Genomic DNA, 16,060 nt, shown 5'->3' on the forward strand with positions numbered 1-16,060 from the left:
ATATTAGTTCACGCTGACGGCCGGAAATAGATCCAAACCGCACCGAACGGTTGCCAATTGCCTGCAATTCTGGGAAAACGGCGCCCATGAGCCCTTGCGAGGGAGTGAACAGACGAGTGCATGTAATGAATGATGAGCTTCAGGTAATCGACCTTGAACCGGGCGACGGTAAAGCAGCGGTAAAAGGCGCGCTGATCACCACGCAATATCGCGGGTGGCTGGAAGACGGTACCGAGTTTGATTCTTCCTACAGCCGAGGGAAGCCTTTTCAGTGTGTAATCGGGACTGGGCGGGTGATTAAAGGTTGGGACCAGGGGATCATGGGCATGCAGGTGGGTGGTAAGCGCAAGCTGCTGGTGCCGGCACACCTGGCGTATGGCGAGCGCACGATGGGCGCGATTCCACCGAACTCGAATCTGATTTTTGAGATTGAGTTGTTGGAAGTGCTGACGCGGGATGATTGATGGATTGTCCGTGGATTGAAATGACAAAACCCGCCGCCTCAGTGAAATGAGGGGCGGGTTTTTTGTTGTTTTGGGCAGGAAGATCAAAAGATCGCAGCCTTCGGCAGCTCCTACGCGTAATTGTGTTGGTCGCGAATATCGGGTTGTACGCAGGACCTGTAGGAGCTGCCGAAGGCTGCGATCTTTTGATTTTGATTCAATGAGTCAAGTGAACATCTCAATATCATCAAGCGTGTCGGCCACAGTTGCTTCAAGTGCGGGCAATTTCTCCTTCGCCGCTTCTAACGCCGGCATCATAGCTTTCATATCCAGCTCACCGTGTCTGCGGGCGATGTGACCGAGCGCGATGTTCGCTTCCATACTTCCTTTGAAGCTACTGAACCTTGCGTCGTTACCTACGACCACGCCAGAGTCCGCCGGCTTGTACGCCTGAACCCCGGCATCTATCGTTTCTCCCTTTGCGAACAGGAGGTTCCACGCGTGACTGATTTCAACGTCATCATTTTCGATCTGGACGGTACCATCCTCGACTCGGCCCCCGGAATCGTCGAGAGTTTGACGTACGCCATACGTCAACTGGGCCATGACTTTGTTCCCGGCGCTGAGACGCAAAGCCTGTTTGGCCCCCCGATGAACCAGATAGTCGCAGAACTGCTGGCGCCTTTTGCCGACGACCGAGTGGAGGAGTGCGTCGACTTGTACCGCTCCCACTACCGGGAGCAAGGGCTTTACAAAAGCCTTCCGTACGCCGGTATCACCCATGCGCTCAACTACTTTTCGCAGCGTGATTATTCGCTCTTCGTGGCGACCTCCAAACGCCAGGAGTTTGCTGAAAAAATGCTCGCCTGCAATGGCTTGTCGGCGTCTTTCCAGTCGATCTTCGGCACCTCGCCCGACGGTAAGCTCGATGACAAGGCTGACCTGGTAAAGAAGCTCCTGGCATCCCAGGCGAAGCCGCCATCCAGCGTGTTCATGATTGGCGACAAGCGTGATGACATGGAGGCCGCCCGGCGAAATGCGGTGATCCCGGTGGGAGCGATTTGGGGCTATGGGTCCGTCGATGAGTTGAAGAACAGCGGAGCACTCGCCTTGGCTGATACACCGTGGGCATTACCCGGCGTTGTTGAAGGCCTGCTGCCGAAAATTTGACCAAGAGCAACATGGCCTCAATGCGCTACCCGCTCTCGTAAGTCTTTCCAGTAACACCTTGCCACTCCCTGCCATATCAACGACCATGCTCGCCATATAGGGGTAGGGGGTATAGGTATGTCGCATATTCACGAACACAAAGACGATCTGCTCAACCGCGTCCGGCGCATCGCCGGGCAGGTGCAAGCGGTGGAGAAGGCGCTGGAATCCGACGCTGACTGTGCCAAGACCCTGCACCTGGTCGCGGCGATCCGTGGCGCGGTCAACGGTTTGATGGATCAGTTCATCGACGCCCACGCCCGTGAGCACGTGGCCCATCCTGACCTCAGCAACGAAGAGCGCGCCCAGGGCGTGGAAGAGTTGTTGCAAGCCATCCGCCGTTATTCGAAATAGAGCCGCGACCCACATGACACTGACACCTCAGGCTTCAAGCTTCGCCCACGACCACGTGTTCCTCGGCGCTTCCCACGATGAAAATACCCGCCGTACGTGGTGGGTGGTGGCGCTGACCTTCGTGATGATGGTGGGTGAGATCGCCGCCGGTTACATCACCGGTTCCATGGCGCTGCTGGCGGACGGTTTTCACATGGCGACCCATGCCGTGGCCCTGGGCATCGCCGCGGCGGCCTACGGTTTTGCGCGGCGCCACGCCAATAATGCGCGATTCAGCTTCGGCACCGGCAAGGTCGGCGATCTGGCCGGTTTTGCGTCGGCCATGGTATTGGGGCTGGTGTCGCTCGGCATCGCCGGCGAGTCGATCCTGCGGCTGTTCCAGCCGACCACCGTGGCATTCACTGAAGCGACGATCATCGCGGTGGTGGGGCTGGCGGTGAACATCGTAAGCGCTTTTGTGCTGGCAGGCAGTCATGGGCATCACGGTCACGACCACGCTCACAGCCATGGCCATCATCACGACAACAACCTGCGTTCAGCCTACGTCCATGTGCTGGCCGATGCCTTGACCTCGATCCTGGCCATCGCCGCATTGCTGGCTGGCCGCTACTTGGGTTGGGTCTGGCTCGATCCGGCGATGGGGCTCGTCGGCGCCATCGTCATCGCGAAATGGGCTTATGGCCTGATGCGCGACAGCGCTGCCGTGTTGCTCGATACCACGGACGAACACGTGGCCGAGGAAATTCGCGAGTTGCTGGAGTCGTCGGGGGACGTGAGCATCAGCGACCTGCACGTCTGGCAGGTCGGCCCTGAGGCGCGGGCGGCGATTGTCAGCGTGGTGGCGGTGGCCAGCGTCAGTGCCGACGCGATTCGCGAACGTCTGGCGCCGGTTCATGAGTTGTCGCACCTGACGGTGGAATACCGCAGCGCCTGAGTGATCAGGCTTGAGCCTCGGTGAACAGCGCAATACGGCCGTTCAGGGAAGGGCGGTAGTGCCAGGTCAGGCGCTCCAGCGCGGGGTTCATCGCCAGGATTTGCGTCAACGTTGCGCTGGCGATGCTTAAGGCCAGCGTCTGTCCCGGGCATTGATGGCGGCCGCTGCCGAAGGTGAAGCTGCGACGGTTCGCACGGTCGAGGATGAAGGCGTCGGGGTTGTCGTTGAACTGCAGATCGCGATTGGCCGAGGCCAGTAGCACCAGGATGGTGTCGCCGGGGTTCAGGCTGGTGCCGCCGATTTCGCAAGGTGCGGCGACGAAGCGGCGGGTGTTTTGCACTGACGGATCGAAGCGTTGGGTTTCTGCGATCAGGTCGTCGGTGGACGGCAAATCACGTTGCAATGACGGGTTTCGGATCAACGCCACCAGCGCGTTGCCAATCAGCCCGGCGGTGGCTTCATACGCCTGGGAGCACAACCCGATCAGGTTGGCGATCAGCATTTCATTATCCGAAGACGCGAACCGCTGCCGAATGCCAAGCAGCAGCGGGCTGTGTGCGTCCGGATCATCCAGCAACTCAATGAAATCACCTCGCAACTGTTCGGCCGCCGCGTGGGCAGCAGCCAGTTGAACGGGATTACTCAGCGGCGACAGGCAAGCCACGAAATCGGCGGTCAACTCGCTGATAACCCGTGCCTGAGCGGGCGAAAACCCCAACAACGCCGCCACCACACAAACCGGCCCACGAAACATGGCTTTCGACAAACCTTCGACGTCCGGTGTGATCAACCGCGCAGCGACCAGCGCCTGCACTTCATTCACATCAATCAACGCCAACCCCGGCTCAATCGCCGACCGAGGGCAGCGCTGCCGTTCACCTTCATTCATGCGCATTAGCCGACCAAACACCTCGCCAGCCAACCCGTCAGCAATCGCCTTGGGCACCGGCTCACCCAATGGACGCACATGGCAATCCGGATGCGCCAGCACCGCCGCCACGGCAGCTGCACTGCTGGCCACCCACAGTTTCAGGCCTTGATGAAAAACCAGCCCACCCTCGGCACGCAGTTGTGCGTAATAGGGATAAGGTTCGGCATGAGTTGCAGCGATGATCGGGTCCATGGGTCGCAGCCTTGTTCGTGGTGGGGAAAGTGTTGCTACTATCTCCAGTTCACAAAGGCCTTGATTCGTCCGGGAGCGAAATATGAACGTTGAACAGCACGACATCGGCGTCTCTCAGGTAGCGGCTGCGATTGCGGAGCCGGCCCGGACGAAAATTCTCTGTTCGCTGATGGACGGCCACGCCCGCACCAGCACCGAGCTGGCGGCGATTGCCGAAGTCAGCGCCTCCACGGCCAGCGCGCACTTGGCCAAGCTCAAGGAACTGGCGCTCTTGCGGCTGCACGTCCAAGGGCGCCATCGTTATTACAGCCTTGCCGACAAACGCGTGGCCCAGGCGCTGGAAGCCTTGATGGTGATCGGCCAGAACGCGGCGCCGACCTTCAACCCCAGCACCCCGGATCGGCTGCAATTCGCCCGTACCTGCTACGACCACATGGCCGGCACCCTGGCGGTGTTGCTGCATGACCGGATGATCGAGGCGGGGTGGTTGCTGGAAACCGACGAGCAGGTTTATCAGTTGAGCGACAGCGGCGAGGCGTTGTTCGAAGGGTTGGGCATTGAGGTCAAGGACCTGAGCACGATGCGTCGTCGCTTCGCCTGCCCGTGCCTGGACTGGAGCATGCGTCGGCCGCATCTGGGTGGTTCGCTGGGGGCGGCGTTGTTGCAGGTGGCGATCAAGCGCAAATGGGTGACTCAGGACCTGGACAGTCGGGCATTGGCGTTGACGGCTGCGGGGCGCAAGGAGATGGGCGCGCGGTTTGATCTGGTGTTGCCGGATCAGTCGGTTCAACAGATCAAGATCAAAAGATCGCAGCCTTCGGCAGCGCCTACGGGGTTGGTGTGATTCAAGGAAACCGATGTAGGCGCTGGCGCAGCCTGCGATCTTTTGATCTGCCCTACGCCCGAAAATCCCAGACGTATTCAACCACCCGCACTGCCAGAATCAGGTAAATCAAAAACAAAATCACCTGGAACGCGCTGTGATAGCGCAGCCGGGACAAGCGCCGCAGACCGTCGCTGACGCTGAGCAGCATCAGCAGCGCCGACACCGCAATCAGCGCCCAACCCGCCACGTTCGAGGTGAGCAGCCCCATGTACGGATGGTGCTCGCTGTGCAACGCATTGGTGCCCGCCGCGAACAGCAACGCGCACACCAGCAGGTTCTTGATGTTGTCGAACACCTGCGTGGTGAAGTCGGTGTCCAGCAAGGCCAGATACTTTTGCCAGAGTTTGCCCATGGTTTCCTGACACCTGTCGATTGCGAGTGCTCGCGGCAAGTCTAGTGACGAATTGAAAAGGGCGCCGATTTCATCCTGTCCGATGAGAGGTGAGTTGATGGCTTGTGCCCGCAAGGCTGACTCTATACTGTATATCCGAACAGTATCAGGCGTTGCCCATGGAACTCATCGACAAGCTCAGCATTCTCGCCGACGCGGCCAAGTACGACGCCTCCTGCGCCAGCAGCGGTGCGCCCAAGCGCAGCTCCGAAGGTAAAAGCGGGCTGGGTTCCACCGATGGCATGGGCATCTGCCACAGCTATACGCCGGACGGGCGTTGTGTTTCGCTGCTGAAAATATTGCTGACCAATTTCTGTCTCTACGATTGCCAATATTGCGTCAATCGCCGTTCCAGCGATGTGCCTCGGGCGCGGTTCACGCCTGAAGAGGTGGTTACGCTGACCCTGGATTTCTACCGGCGCAACTGCGTCAGCGGCTTGTTTTTAAGTTCCGGGATCATCCGTTCGGCGGACTACACCATGGAACAGTTGATCCGCGTGGCCAAGTTGCTGCGCGAAGAGCACGAGTTCCGGGGCTATATCCACCTCAAGACCATTCCCGAAGCCGATCCGGCGCTGATCGAGGAAGCGGGGCGCTATGCCGACCGGCTCAGCGTCAACATCGAACTGCCTACCGATGCCAGCCTGCAAACCCTGGCCCCGGAAAAGCAGCTGGGCTCGATCAAACAGGCGATGCAAACCATCTATACCGGCGAGCAAACCGTACTCAACGAACCGCGGGCGCCGAAATTCGCCCCGGCGGGGCAGAGCACCCAGATGATCGTCGGCGCCGATGACACCGACGACAGCACCATTTTGCATAGCGCCCAGGCGTTGTATGGCAACTATCGCCTGCGCCGGGTCTATTACTCGGCGTTCAGCCCGATCCCCAACAGTCCGAAAAGCGTGCCGCTCGCCGCACCGCCGCTGATGCGCGAACACCGCTTGTATCAGGCTGATTTTCTACTGCGCAGCTACGGATTCACCGCTGGCGAGTTGTTCAAGGGGCCGGGGCACCTGGCGTTGGACATCGACCCGAAACTGGCCTGGGCGCTGGAGAATCGTGACGTATTTCCCCTGGACCTTAATCGCGCCGAGGCCTCGTTGATCGCTCGTATTCCCGGGATCGGATTGCGCACCACCGAGCGTCTGGTGGAACTGCGCCAGCAACGGCGTATTCGTTATGAAGACCTGGCGCGCATGCGCTGCGTGCTGGCCAAGGCCAAGCCGTTCTTCATCACCAGCGATTACCACCCGCAGCAGGCCGAAGTCACCAGCCACTTGCTCTACCAGCAACTGCGTGATCGGCCACAGCCGCAACAAATGGGGTTATGGGGATGATCAATCTGGATTGCGACGACCTGTTCCAGACCTGGCGTCAGCAGGCGCGATGGTTGCTCAGTCATGAGGTCGATCCGAGTCTGGTCAGTTGGGCGTCGGAGGGTGTTACTGACCTGTTCGCCAGCGATGATGCGCCTCCCGACGGCAACGGCCCGTTTCAGGCGCGTATCCCGTTGGCGTTGCTGGGCATCCTTGAAAGCGCCGCACGTTATCGTGGCGATCAGCGCTGGAGTTTGCTGTATGAAGTGCTGTGGCGGGTCAGTCATGGCGACCGAACGGCGATGCTGGCCGGTGACAAGCTCGGTACTGAGCTGCAACGGCGGATCAAGCAAGTACAGCGCGAAGCCCATCACCTGCATGCGTTCGTGCGTTTCGTCGAGCGACCTCAAGCCACCGAAGGTCCGCAATATGTCGCGTGGCATGAACCGGCCCACGACATCCTGCACAGCGCCAGCGAGCATTTCATCGCCCGCATGGGCCGCCACCGCTGGTTGATTGCCACGCCCCGCGACGGGGTTTATTACGATGGCGAACAATTAATCCACGAACGCCAATGCCCGATTGAATGGCAACGGCTGGCGCAGAACATTGATGACCCCCACGGTGATATGTGGCTGACCTACTACAGCCATATCTTCAACCCAGCGCGGTTGAACCCGAAGGTGATGCAGGGGCATTTGCCGGCGAGATTCTGGAAAAACCTGCCTGAAGGGGTGTTGATTCCGGGGTTGATCACTCAGGCGCGCACCGGGAAACAGCAGGATGGGCAGGCCAGTGGGATTGCCGGGAGGCAGGGGAAGCGGATTGGCATGAAGAGGTAAAGATCAAAAGATCGCAGCCTTCGGCAGCTCCTACGTGGGATTGGTGTTCACCCTGTAGGAGCTGCCGAAGGCTGCGATCTTTTGATCTTGCCTTGTTCAACAAAAAAGCCCCCATCGATCACTCGATGGAGGGCTTCTGTGCAACTGGCGTCAAATCAAACCTTGACGATCCAGCCCGCTGGCGCTTCGATGTCGCCGGTCTGTACACCGGTCAGCTCTTTGTAGAGCTTCTGGGTGACCGGGCCGACTTCGGTTTCGCTGTGGAACACGTGCAGGTGGTCGTTGTAGCTGATGCCGCCGATCGGGGTGATCACGGCAGCGGTACCGCAAGCGCCGGCTTCCTTGAAGTCCGACAGCTTGTCGATCAACACGTCGCCTTCGACCACTTCCAGGCCCAGACGCGATTTAGCCAGCTCGATCAACGACAGACGGGTGATGCCCGGCAGTACCGACGGCGAGTTCGGGGTGACGAACTTGTTGTCGTGGGTGATCCCGAAGAAGTTGGCCGAGCCGACTTCTTCGATTTTGGTGTGGGTCATCGGGTCCAGGTAGATGCAGTCGGCAAAATGCGCCTTCTTGGCCTGGGAACCTGGCATCAGGCTGGCGGCGTAGTTGCCACCGACCTTGGCCGCGCCGGTGCCTTGTGGGGCCGCGCGGTCGAAGCTGGAGATCAGGAAGTTGTGCGGGGTCAGGCCGCCCTTGAAGTAGGCGCCGACCGGAATCGCGAAGATCGAGAAGATGAACTCGGGTGCAGTGCGCACACCGATGTTGTCACCCACACCGATCACGAACGGACGCAGGTACAGCGCGCCGCCAGTGCCATAAGGCGGGATGAACCGCTCGTTGGCGCGAACCACGGCTTTGCAGGCTTCGATGAACTGTTCGGTTTCGACGAACGGCATCAGCAGGCGTGCACAGCTGCGCTGCATGCGCAGGGCGTTCTGGTCCGGGCGGAACAGGTTGATCGAGCCGTCCTTGCAACGATAGGCCTTCATGCCTTCGAAGCACTGCTGGCCATAGTGAAGGGCAGTCGAGCCTTCGCTGATGTGCAGCACGTTATCTTCGGTCAGGGTGCCTGCGTCCCACTCGCCATTGCGCCAGTACGACAGATAGCGTTTGTCGGTCTTGATGTAGTCAAAACCCAGCTTGTCCCAATTGATGCTTTCGTTACCCATGACACCCTCTATCACTTAACAACCGCCGAAACGGTTCAAGGCTTCTGACGTTTTTTGGATGGGGACAACAATACTTCATTCCGGGGTGGTTTCGCAGCCCGGACTATCGGGTGATTGGCAGATAAATGATGTCGCCCTTGAGAATTCGCGAGCAAGCCCGCTCCCACAGTGGATTTGTGTACGACACAGATCAAATGTGGGAGCGGGCTTGCTCGCGAAGAGGCCATCACCTACACCATCAATTTCCCGGAATTACAGATGCAGCGCATGCCCCAAAGCACGCAACGCCGCCTCTTGGACCGCCTCGCCCAGCGTCGGATGCGCATGGATGGTGCCGGCGATGTCTTCCAGCCGGGCGCCCATTTCCAGACTCTGACCGAACGCTGTCGACAATTCCGACACGCCAACACCCACCGCTTGCCAACCCACAATCAGATGATTATCCCGACGAGCGACCACCCGCACGAAGCCGGTTTTCGATTCCAGCGTCATCGCCCGGCCATTGGCCGCGAACGGGAAGCTGGAAACGATGCAGTCCAGCCCGGCAGCCTTGGCCTCATCCGGGGTCTTGCCGACCACCACCAGTTCCGGGTCGGTAAAGCACACGGCGGCGATGGCGGTAGGGTTGAACTCGCGGGTTTTGCCGCTGATCAGCTCCGCGACCATTTCGCCCTGGGCCATGGCCCGGTGCGCGAGCATCGGTTCGCCGCTCAGGTCGCCGATGGCGTAGACGTTGCGCATGCTGGTCTGGCAGCGGTTGTCGATCTTGATCGCCGAACCGTTCATCGCCAGGTTCAGGCCTTCGAGGTTCCAGCCCTGGGTATTCGGCTTGCGACCGACAGCCACCAGTACCTGATCGGTTTCAAGATTCAAAATGTCGCCATTCGGATCAAGCACTTGCAGTGTATTGCTAGCAGAATCAAAGGCTTGCACGCTGTGCTTCAAGTAAAGCTTCACGCCAAGTTGTTTCAGCGCTTCGTGCACCGGGTGTGTCAGTTCGGCGTCGTAGGCCGGCAGGATGCGATCCTGAGCCTCGACCACGCTGACCTCGGCGCCGAGTTTGCGATAGGCAATCCCCAGCTCCAGACCGATGTAACCGCCACCGACCACGATCAGCCGTTTAGGCACGGACTTCGGCGCCAGCGCCTCGGTGGAGGAAATGATCGGACCGCCAATCGGCAGCATCGGCAGGTTCACGCTTTTCGAACCGGTGGCCAGCACCAGGTGCTCGCACTGAATCCGCGTGTCACCGACTTCAACGGTTTTGCCGTCGATGACCTTGGCCCAGCCTTGGATGACTTGGACCTTGTGCTTCTTCAGCAGCGCCGAGACGCCAGTGGTCAGACGATCAACGATGCCGTCCTTCCACTCGACACTTTTCGTGATGTCGAGGGTCGGCGCGGAAACGCTGATGCCCAGGGCTGAATGCTGGCTGTGATGCTGCGTCTGGTGAAACTGTTCGGCAACGTGAATCAGCGCCTTCGATGGAATGCAGCCGATGTTCAGGCAGGTGCCGCCCAACGATTCGCCTTCCACCAGAATGGTCGAAATGCCCAACTGGCCGGCACGAATCGCCGTCACATAACCGCCAGGACCGCCGCCGATGATCAGCAGCGTGGTGTTCAAGTTTTGCATTGCCTACTCCACAAACAGGGTGGCGGGTTGTTCGAGCAGGCCACGGATGGCCTGGATGAATTGCGCCGCGTCCATGCCATCGACCACCCGGTGATCGAAGGAGCTGGAGAGGTTCATCATCTTGCGAATCACGATCTGGCCTTTGACCACCATCGGGCGTTCGACGATTTTGTTCACACCGACGATCGCCACTTCCGGCAGGTTCAACACCGGCGTGCTGACAATGCCGCCCAACGCGCCGAGGCTGGTCAGGGTGATGGTCGAGCCGGACAGCTCATCGCGGCTGGCCTTGCCATTGCGCGCGGCGGTGGCCAAACGCGAGATTTCCTGAGCGCTGTCCCACAGGCTGCGGGCTTCGGCGTGACGCACTACCGGCACCATCAAGCCAATATCGCTTTGGGTGGCGACGCCAACATGCACCGCGCCGAGACGGGTGATGACCTGGGCTTCGTCGTCGTAACGGGCGTTGATCTGCGGGAAGTCACGCAGGGCAACCACGAGGGCGCGAACCAGAAACGGCAGCAAAGTCAGCTTGCCGCGAGTCGCGCCATGTTTTTCGTTCAGGTGGGCGCGCAGTTCTTCCACGGCGGTGACGTCGATTTCTTCGACATAACTGAAGTGGGCGGCGCGCTGGGTGGCGTCCTGCATGCGCTGGGCGATTTTGCGGCGCATGCCGATCACCGGGATTTGCTGTTCATCAGTGCGCTGGGCGTAAGCCGCAACCGGTGCAGAGGCGTTCGACTGACCTTGAGCCAGATACGCGTCGAGGTCTTCGTGCAGAACGCGACCAGCAGGGCCGGTGCCACGCACCAGACGCAGCTGGATGCCGAGGTCCAGCGCATGTTTGCGCACGGCCGGCGAGGCCAGCGGACGTTCATCGGCTTCACGGGCAACCATCGGGCCCTGACAAACCGCTGGGCGCGGCGCTGCTACAGGCTTGTTTTCAGCGACGGCTTCAACTTTCGCAGGCGCTGCAACCGGTGCTTCTTTAACAGCAGCAACAGGCTGCGAGGACTCTTTAACGTTGCCCGCGCCTTCGACTTCAATGCTGATCAGAATGCTGCCAACCGCCATGACTTCGCCCGGCTGGCCGCCCAACGCAATCACCTTGCCGTGCACCGGCGAAGGGATGTCGACCATCGCCTTGTCGGTCATCACATCGGCCAGCACCTGATCTTCGACAACCATATCGCCGACCTTGACGTGCCACACCGACAACTCAACTTCTGCAATGCCTTCACCAATGTCCGGCATTTTAATAACGTGCGTGCCCATTCAGACCTCCATAACCCGTTTCAACGCCGCGCCCACACGGGACGGCCCTGGGAAATACGCCCACTCTTGCGCGTGCGGGTAGGGGGTGTCCCAACCGGTGACGCGTTCGATCGGCGCTTCCAGGTAGTGGAAGCAATGCTCTTGCACCAGCGCGACCAGTTCGGCGCCGAAACCGCAGGTGCGGGTGGCTTCGTGAACGATCACGCAGCGACCGGTTTTCTTCACGGACTTGACGATGGTCTCCAGATCCAGCGGCCACAGGCTGCGCAGGTCGATGACTTCCGCATCGACACCGCTTTCTTCAGCGGCGACTTGCGACACATAAACCGTGGTGCCGTAGGTCAGGATGGTCACTTCTTTGCCCGGACGGGCGATGGCGGCGACGTCCAGCGGCACGGTGTAGTAACCGTCCGGCACTTGCGCGGCCGGGTGCTTCGACCACGGGGTTACCGGGCGATCGTGGTGGCCGTCGAACGGGCCGTTGTACAGGCGTTTTGGCTCAAGGAAGATCACCGGGTCATCGTTTTCGATGGAGGCGATCAGCAAGCCTTTGGCGTCGTAAGGGTTGGACGGCATGACCGTACGCAAGCCGCAGACCTGGGTGAACATCGCTTCAATACTTTGGCTGTGGGTCTGGCCGCCGTAGATGCCGCCGCCGCAAGGCATGCGCAAAGTCATCGGTGCAGTGAACTCGCCGGCCGAGCGATAACGCAGGCGCGCGGCTTCGGAAATGATCTGGTCGGATGCCGGGTACACGTAGTCGGCGAACTGAATCTCGGCCACCGGCCGCAGACCGTAGGCGCCCATGCCCACCGCGACGCCGACGATCCCGCTTTCGGAGATCGGCGCATCGAACACGCGGGAGGTGCCGTACTTGCTCTGCAAGCCTTCGGTGCAACGGAACACGCCGCCGAAGTAACCCACGTCCTGGCCGAATACGACGACGTTATCGTCGCGCTCAAGCATCACGTCCATGGCCGAGCGCAGGGCCTGGATCATGGTCATGGTGGTCGTGGTCATGGCGGTTTCCATTTCAATGCTGGTGTTGTGGTCGTTCATGTCAGATCCCCAACTCTTGACGCTGGCGCTTCAAGTGCTCCGGCATCTCTTTGTAGACGTCTTCGAACATGGTCGCGGCGCTTGGCGTCTGGCCACCGGCGAGGGTGCCGTACTGCTCGGCTTCTTTCTGCGCGGCGATCACTTCGGCTTCCAGTTCGGCGCTGACAGCGGTGTGTTCCTCTTCGGACCATTGGCCGATCTTGATCAAGTGCTGCTTGAGGCGCGCGATCGGGTCGCCCAACGGGAAGTGGCTCCAGTCGTCGGCGGGACGGTATTTCGAAGGATCATCAGAGGTGGAGTGTGGACCGGCGCGGTAGGTGACCCACTCGATCATGGTCGGACCGAGGTTGCGGCGCGCCCGTTCGGCAGCCCAGGCAGAAGCAGCGTAGACCGCGACGAAATCGTTGCCATCGACCCGCAGGGAGGCGATACCACAACCGACGCCACGACCGGCAAACGTAGTGGCTTCACCACCGGCAATCGCCTGGAACGTGGAAATTGCCCACTGGTTGTTGACCACGTTGAGGATCACCGGCGCCCGGTAAACGTGGGCGAAGGTGAGGGCGGTGTGGAAGTCGGATTCAGCGGTGGCGCCGTCGCCGATCCAGGCCGAAGCGATTTTGGTGTCACCCTTGATCGCCGACGCCATGCCCCAGCCCACACCCTGTACGAATTGGGTGGCGAGGTTGCCGGAAATGGTGAAGAAACCGTGATCGCGTACCGAGTACATGATTGGCAACTGACGGCCCTTGAGCGGATCGCGCTCGTTGGACAGCAGTTGGCAGATCAGGTCCACCAGCGGCACTTCGCGGGCCATCAGGATGCTTTGCTGACGGTAGGTGGGGAAGCACATGTCGTCGATGTTCAAGGCCAGGGCCTGGGCGCTGCCGATGGCTTCTTCGCCAAGGCTTTGCATGTAGAACGACATTTTTTTCTGACGCTGGGCGACCACCATGCGGTTGTCGAAAATCCGCGTCTTGAGCATGGCGCGCATGCCTTTACGCAGAATCTGCGACGGCACGCCTTCGCCCCATGGGCCAAGCGCGTTGCCCTGGTCGTCGAGCACGCGAATCAGGCCCTTGGCCAGATCAGCCGTGTCGGCCGGCTCAACGTCGATTGGGGGTTTGCGCACCAAGCCTGCGTCAGTCAGATGCAGGTAGGAAAAGTCGGTTTTGCAGCCGGGACGGCCCGAGGGTTCGGGAACGTGCAGGCGCAGTGGTTCGTACGCTTGGTTCATGGCTTCTACGCTCGATCTTGTGAATTTTTTGTAGTGAGCTGACGGTCATTCCACGGATGGTGGAAATCTTGTCCTACAAACATCATAGGCCCGGCGCAGGAGAATATTTATCTGTGTTTCGTTGCGTTGGCGGTCATTTGAGGATAGAAATTCTGCGTAAACAAAAATAACAGGTGGTTTTGTCTCATGCGCAAACTGGACCGTACCGATATCGGGATTCTCAACAGCCTTCAAGAGAACGCCCGCATCACCAACGCCGACCTTGCCCGCTCGGTCAATCTGTCGCCAACGCCGTGCTTCAACCGGGTCAAGGCGATGGAAGAACTAGGACTGATTCGCGAACAAGTAACCCTGCTGGACGCCGACCTGCTGGGGCTGCATGTGAATGTGTTCATCCACGTCAGCCTGGAGAAGCAGGTGGAAGAGGCGCTGGCGCATTTCGAAGAGGCGATTTCGGATCGCCCGGAAGTGATGGAGTGCTACTTGATGGCGGGTGATCCGGATTATCTGATTCGGGTGTTGGTGCCGACGATTCAGTCGTTGGAGCGCTTTATGATGGATTTTCTGACCAAGGTGCCTGGCGTGGCCAACATTCGTTCGAGCTTTGCGCTGAAGCAGGTGCGGTACAAGACCGCGCTGCCGTTACCGGCGAATGGGTTGACCCTCGGAAGCTAGCCTTAATCCCCTGTGGGAGCGGGCTTGCTCGCGAAAGCGGTGTGTCAGGCAACAGAGATGTCGACTGATACGGCCCCTTCGCGAGCAAGCCCGCTCCCACAGGTCCCCGCGTTTAAAGTTTATTCAGGGGGATCTTCAGGTACGTCACGCCGTTGTCCTCCGCCGGCGGCATATTCCCCGCCCGTACATTCACCTGAATCGCCGGCAGCAACAGGTTCGGCATGCCCAACCCGGCATCGCGCTGCGTGCGCATGGCGACAAACGCCGCCTCATCAATGCCGTCATGCACGTGAATATTGCTTTTACGCTGTTCACCCACGGTAGTAGCGCACTGCGGCTCACGCCCCTCTGGCGGATAGTCGTGGCAAACGTAAAGCCGCACGCCAGCGGGGAAAGCCAATAGCTTGTGGATCGAGGCGAACATCTGATGGGCATCGCCACCGGGGAAGTCGCAACGCGCCGTACCGACATCCGGCATGAACAGCGTATCGCCCACCAGAATCACATCGCCATCGATCAAGTACGCCATGTCCGCCGGGGTATGACCGGGCACATGCAGGGCGGTGGCCTTGAGGTTGCCGATCATGAACGACTCGTTCGGCGCGAACAGGTGATCGAACTGCGAGCCATCCACGCAAAATGCCGGCTCCAGATTGAACAGGGTCTTGAACACGCCCTGAACCTTGCTGATCGACTGACCAATCGCAATTTTCCCGCCCAACTCCCGGCGCAGATACGGCGCGGCGGACAGGTGATCGGCGTGGGCGTGGGTTTCCAGCAGCCATTGCACTTGCAACTGGTGGGCGCGAACGAATGCGATCACACGGTCGGCCTGGACAGTGGTGGTGCGCCCGGCGGCCGGGTCGTAATCGAGCACCGGGTCGACGATCGCGCAGAGCCCGCCGTCCTGCTCGTAGACGACGTAGCTGTAGGTCGACGAGGCGGGGTCGAGGAAGGCTTCAATCAGCGCGGGCATGGACACAGACCTGTGAAAAGAGGTGGGAAGACAGTAACCGGTTGCAACACTTTATGTTTACACATAATGTCTGCAGCTTAAGTGACGTCGAAGGCATCCTGCAAATGCAATCCAGTCTGACCGAATGTGAAGTCGCCCAATTACGCGCCTCAGCCTCCAAAGCTTGCGCGCTGCTCAAGGCTTTGGCCAACGAAGATCGCTTGCTGATCCTTTGCCAGTTGACCCAGGGCGAGCGCAATGTCGGCGAACTGGAAACCATGACCGGCGTGCGCCAGCCCACACTGTCCCAACAGCTGGGCATCTTGCGCGACGAAGGCCTGGTCGCGACCCGTCGTGAAGGCAAATACATTTTCTACGGCCTGGCCAGCCACGAAGTGATTCAAGTGATGAAGACCCTGTCCGGCCTGTATTGCGGAGCGGTACTGAAAAGCTGGGCTGACCCCGGTATAGCAAACGACGAATAACCTGTGGAGAGGGAGCTTGCTCCCGCTGGGTTGCGTAGCGGCCCCAGAATTTTGTGAGCGCTA

The 16,060-nt window shown here is 59.9% G+C and carries 18 protein-coding genes; 9 read left to right on the plus strand and 9 right to left on the minus strand.

Going from position 1 to position 16,060, the window contains the following annotated elements:
• The first annotated feature begins 125 nt into the window (after positions 1–125).
• Complete coding sequence (locus ACWIKB_RS20050) at positions 126–464, plus strand: FKBP-type peptidyl-prolyl cis-trans isomerase (protein WP_475268997.1); 339 nt, start codon at positions 126–128, stop codon at positions 462–464.
• 204 nt (positions 465–668) lie between these two features.
• Here ACWIKB_RS20050 and ACWIKB_RS20055 read toward each other — a convergent pair whose 3' ends face one another.
• Complete coding sequence (locus ACWIKB_RS20055) at positions 669–824, minus strand: hypothetical protein (RefSeq protein WP_475268998.1); 156 nt, start codon at positions 822–824, stop codon at positions 669–671.
• Positions 825–944: 120 nt separating this feature from the next.
• On the opposite strand from ACWIKB_RS20055, the gene ACWIKB_RS20060 reads away from it, so the two are divergent.
• The 3 genes from ACWIKB_RS20060 to dmeF all read left to right on the plus strand — a co-directional run bounded on the left by ACWIKB_RS20060 (position 945) and on the right by dmeF (position 2,940).
• Positions 945–1,613, plus strand: a complete 669-nt coding sequence (locus tag ACWIKB_RS20060; RefSeq protein ID WP_475268999.1) for an HAD hydrolase-like protein — start codon at positions 945–947, stop codon at positions 1,611–1,613.
• Positions 1,614–1,730: 117 nt separating this feature from the next.
• Positions 1,731–2,006 carry a metal/formaldehyde-sensitive transcriptional repressor gene (locus tag ACWIKB_RS20065; protein WP_149661361.1) on the plus strand — a complete coding sequence of 92 codons (276 nt, stop codon included), beginning with the start codon at positions 1,731–1,733 and terminating at the stop codon, positions 2,004–2,006.
• Positions 2,007–2,019: 13 nt separating this feature from the next.
• Positions 2,020–2,940 carry a CDF family Co(II)/Ni(II) efflux transporter DmeF gene (gene dmeF / locus ACWIKB_RS20070; protein ID WP_475269000.1) on the plus strand — a complete coding sequence of 307 codons (921 nt, stop codon included), beginning with the start codon at positions 2,020–2,022 and terminating at the stop codon, positions 2,938–2,940.
• 4 nt (positions 2,941–2,944) lie between these two features.
• Here the strand turns inward: dmeF and ACWIKB_RS20075 are convergent, their stop codons facing one another.
• On the minus strand, positions 2,945–4,063 hold the full coding sequence (locus ACWIKB_RS20075; RefSeq protein WP_475269001.1) for a cytochrome P450: 1,119 nt from the start codon (positions 4,061–4,063) through the stop codon (positions 2,945–2,947).
• Positions 4,064–4,145: 82 nt separating this feature from the next.
• Here ACWIKB_RS20075 and ACWIKB_RS20080 point away from each other — a divergent pair, with 82 nt between their 5' ends.
• Positions 4,146–4,907 (plus strand): ArsR/SmtB family transcription factor, encoded by a 762-nt coding sequence (locus tag ACWIKB_RS20080; protein WP_475269002.1) that lies wholly within the window; start codon positions 4,146–4,148, stop codon positions 4,905–4,907.
• 52 nt (positions 4,908–4,959) lie between these two features.
• On the opposite strand, the gene ACWIKB_RS20085 is transcribed toward ACWIKB_RS20080, so the two are convergent.
• Complete coding sequence (locus tag ACWIKB_RS20085) at positions 4,960–5,301, minus strand: hypothetical protein (RefSeq protein WP_475269003.1); 342 nt, start codon at positions 5,299–5,301, stop codon at positions 4,960–4,962.
• A gap of 158 nt (positions 5,302–5,459) precedes the next feature.
• Between ACWIKB_RS20085 and ACWIKB_RS20090 the strand changes: the two genes are divergently transcribed.
• The gene (locus ACWIKB_RS20090; RefSeq protein ID WP_475269004.1) at positions 5,460–6,680 is read left to right on the plus strand and encodes a putative DNA modification/repair radical SAM protein; all 1,221 of its coding nucleotides are present in this window, start codon (positions 5,460–5,462) and stop codon (positions 6,678–6,680) included.
• Complete coding sequence (locus tag ACWIKB_RS20095; RefSeq protein ID WP_475269005.1) at positions 6,677–7,501, plus strand: TIGR03915 family putative DNA repair protein; 825 nt, start codon at positions 6,677–6,679, stop codon at positions 7,499–7,501. The genes ACWIKB_RS20090 and ACWIKB_RS20095 overlap by 4 nt, the downstream gene beginning before the upstream one ends.
• 155 nt (positions 7,502–7,656) lie before the next feature.
• On the opposite strand, the gene ACWIKB_RS20100 is transcribed toward ACWIKB_RS20095, so the two are convergent.
• From ACWIKB_RS20100 to ACWIKB_RS20120, 5 genes are all read right to left on the minus strand, one after another.
• Positions 7,657–8,676 carry a branched-chain amino acid aminotransferase gene (locus ACWIKB_RS20100; protein WP_475269006.1) on the minus strand — a complete coding sequence of 340 codons (1,020 nt, stop codon included), beginning with the start codon at positions 8,674–8,676 and terminating at the stop codon, positions 7,657–7,659.
• 252 nt (positions 8,677–8,928) lie between these two features.
• Complete coding sequence (lpdA, locus tag ACWIKB_RS20105) at positions 8,929–10,311, minus strand: dihydrolipoyl dehydrogenase (protein ID WP_475269007.1); 1,383 nt, start codon at positions 10,309–10,311, stop codon at positions 8,929–8,931.
• 3 nt (positions 10,312–10,314) lie between these two features.
• Entirely contained in the window at positions 10,315–11,586 is a 1,272-nt protein-coding gene (locus ACWIKB_RS20110; RefSeq protein ID WP_475269008.1) for a dihydrolipoamide acetyltransferase family protein, read from the minus strand.
• Positions 11,587–12,645, minus strand: a complete 1,059-nt coding sequence (locus ACWIKB_RS20115; RefSeq protein ID WP_475269009.1) for an alpha-ketoacid dehydrogenase subunit beta — start codon at positions 12,643–12,645, stop codon at positions 11,587–11,589.
• 1 nt (position 12,646) lies between these two features.
• On the minus strand, positions 12,647–13,882 hold the full coding sequence (locus ACWIKB_RS20120; RefSeq protein ID WP_475269010.1) for a thiamine pyrophosphate-dependent enzyme: 1,236 nt from the start codon (positions 13,880–13,882) through the stop codon (positions 12,647–12,649).
• 186 nt (positions 13,883–14,068) lie between these two features.
• Here ACWIKB_RS20120 and bkdR point away from each other — a divergent pair, with 186 nt between their 5' ends.
• On the plus strand, positions 14,069–14,557 hold the full coding sequence (gene bkdR / locus ACWIKB_RS20125) for a Bkd operon transcriptional regulator BkdR (protein WP_092269679.1): 489 nt from the start codon (positions 14,069–14,071) through the stop codon (positions 14,555–14,557).
• A gap of 112 nt (positions 14,558–14,669) precedes the next feature.
• On the opposite strand, the gene ACWIKB_RS20130 is transcribed toward bkdR, so the two are convergent.
• Positions 14,670–15,533, minus strand: a complete 864-nt coding sequence (locus ACWIKB_RS20130; RefSeq protein WP_475269011.1) for an MBL fold metallo-hydrolase — start codon at positions 15,531–15,533, stop codon at positions 14,670–14,672.
• A gap of 104 nt (positions 15,534–15,637) precedes the next feature.
• Here ACWIKB_RS20130 and ACWIKB_RS20135 point away from each other — a divergent pair, with 104 nt between their 5' ends.
• Positions 15,638–15,997, plus strand: coding sequence for an ArsR/SmtB family transcription factor (locus ACWIKB_RS20135; protein WP_290027388.1), 360 nt, complete (start codon positions 15,638–15,640; stop codon positions 15,995–15,997).
• The last annotated feature ends 63 nt before the right edge of the window (positions 15,998–16,060 follow it).

The organism is Pseudomonas sp. 5Vm1k (assembly GCF_056161485.1).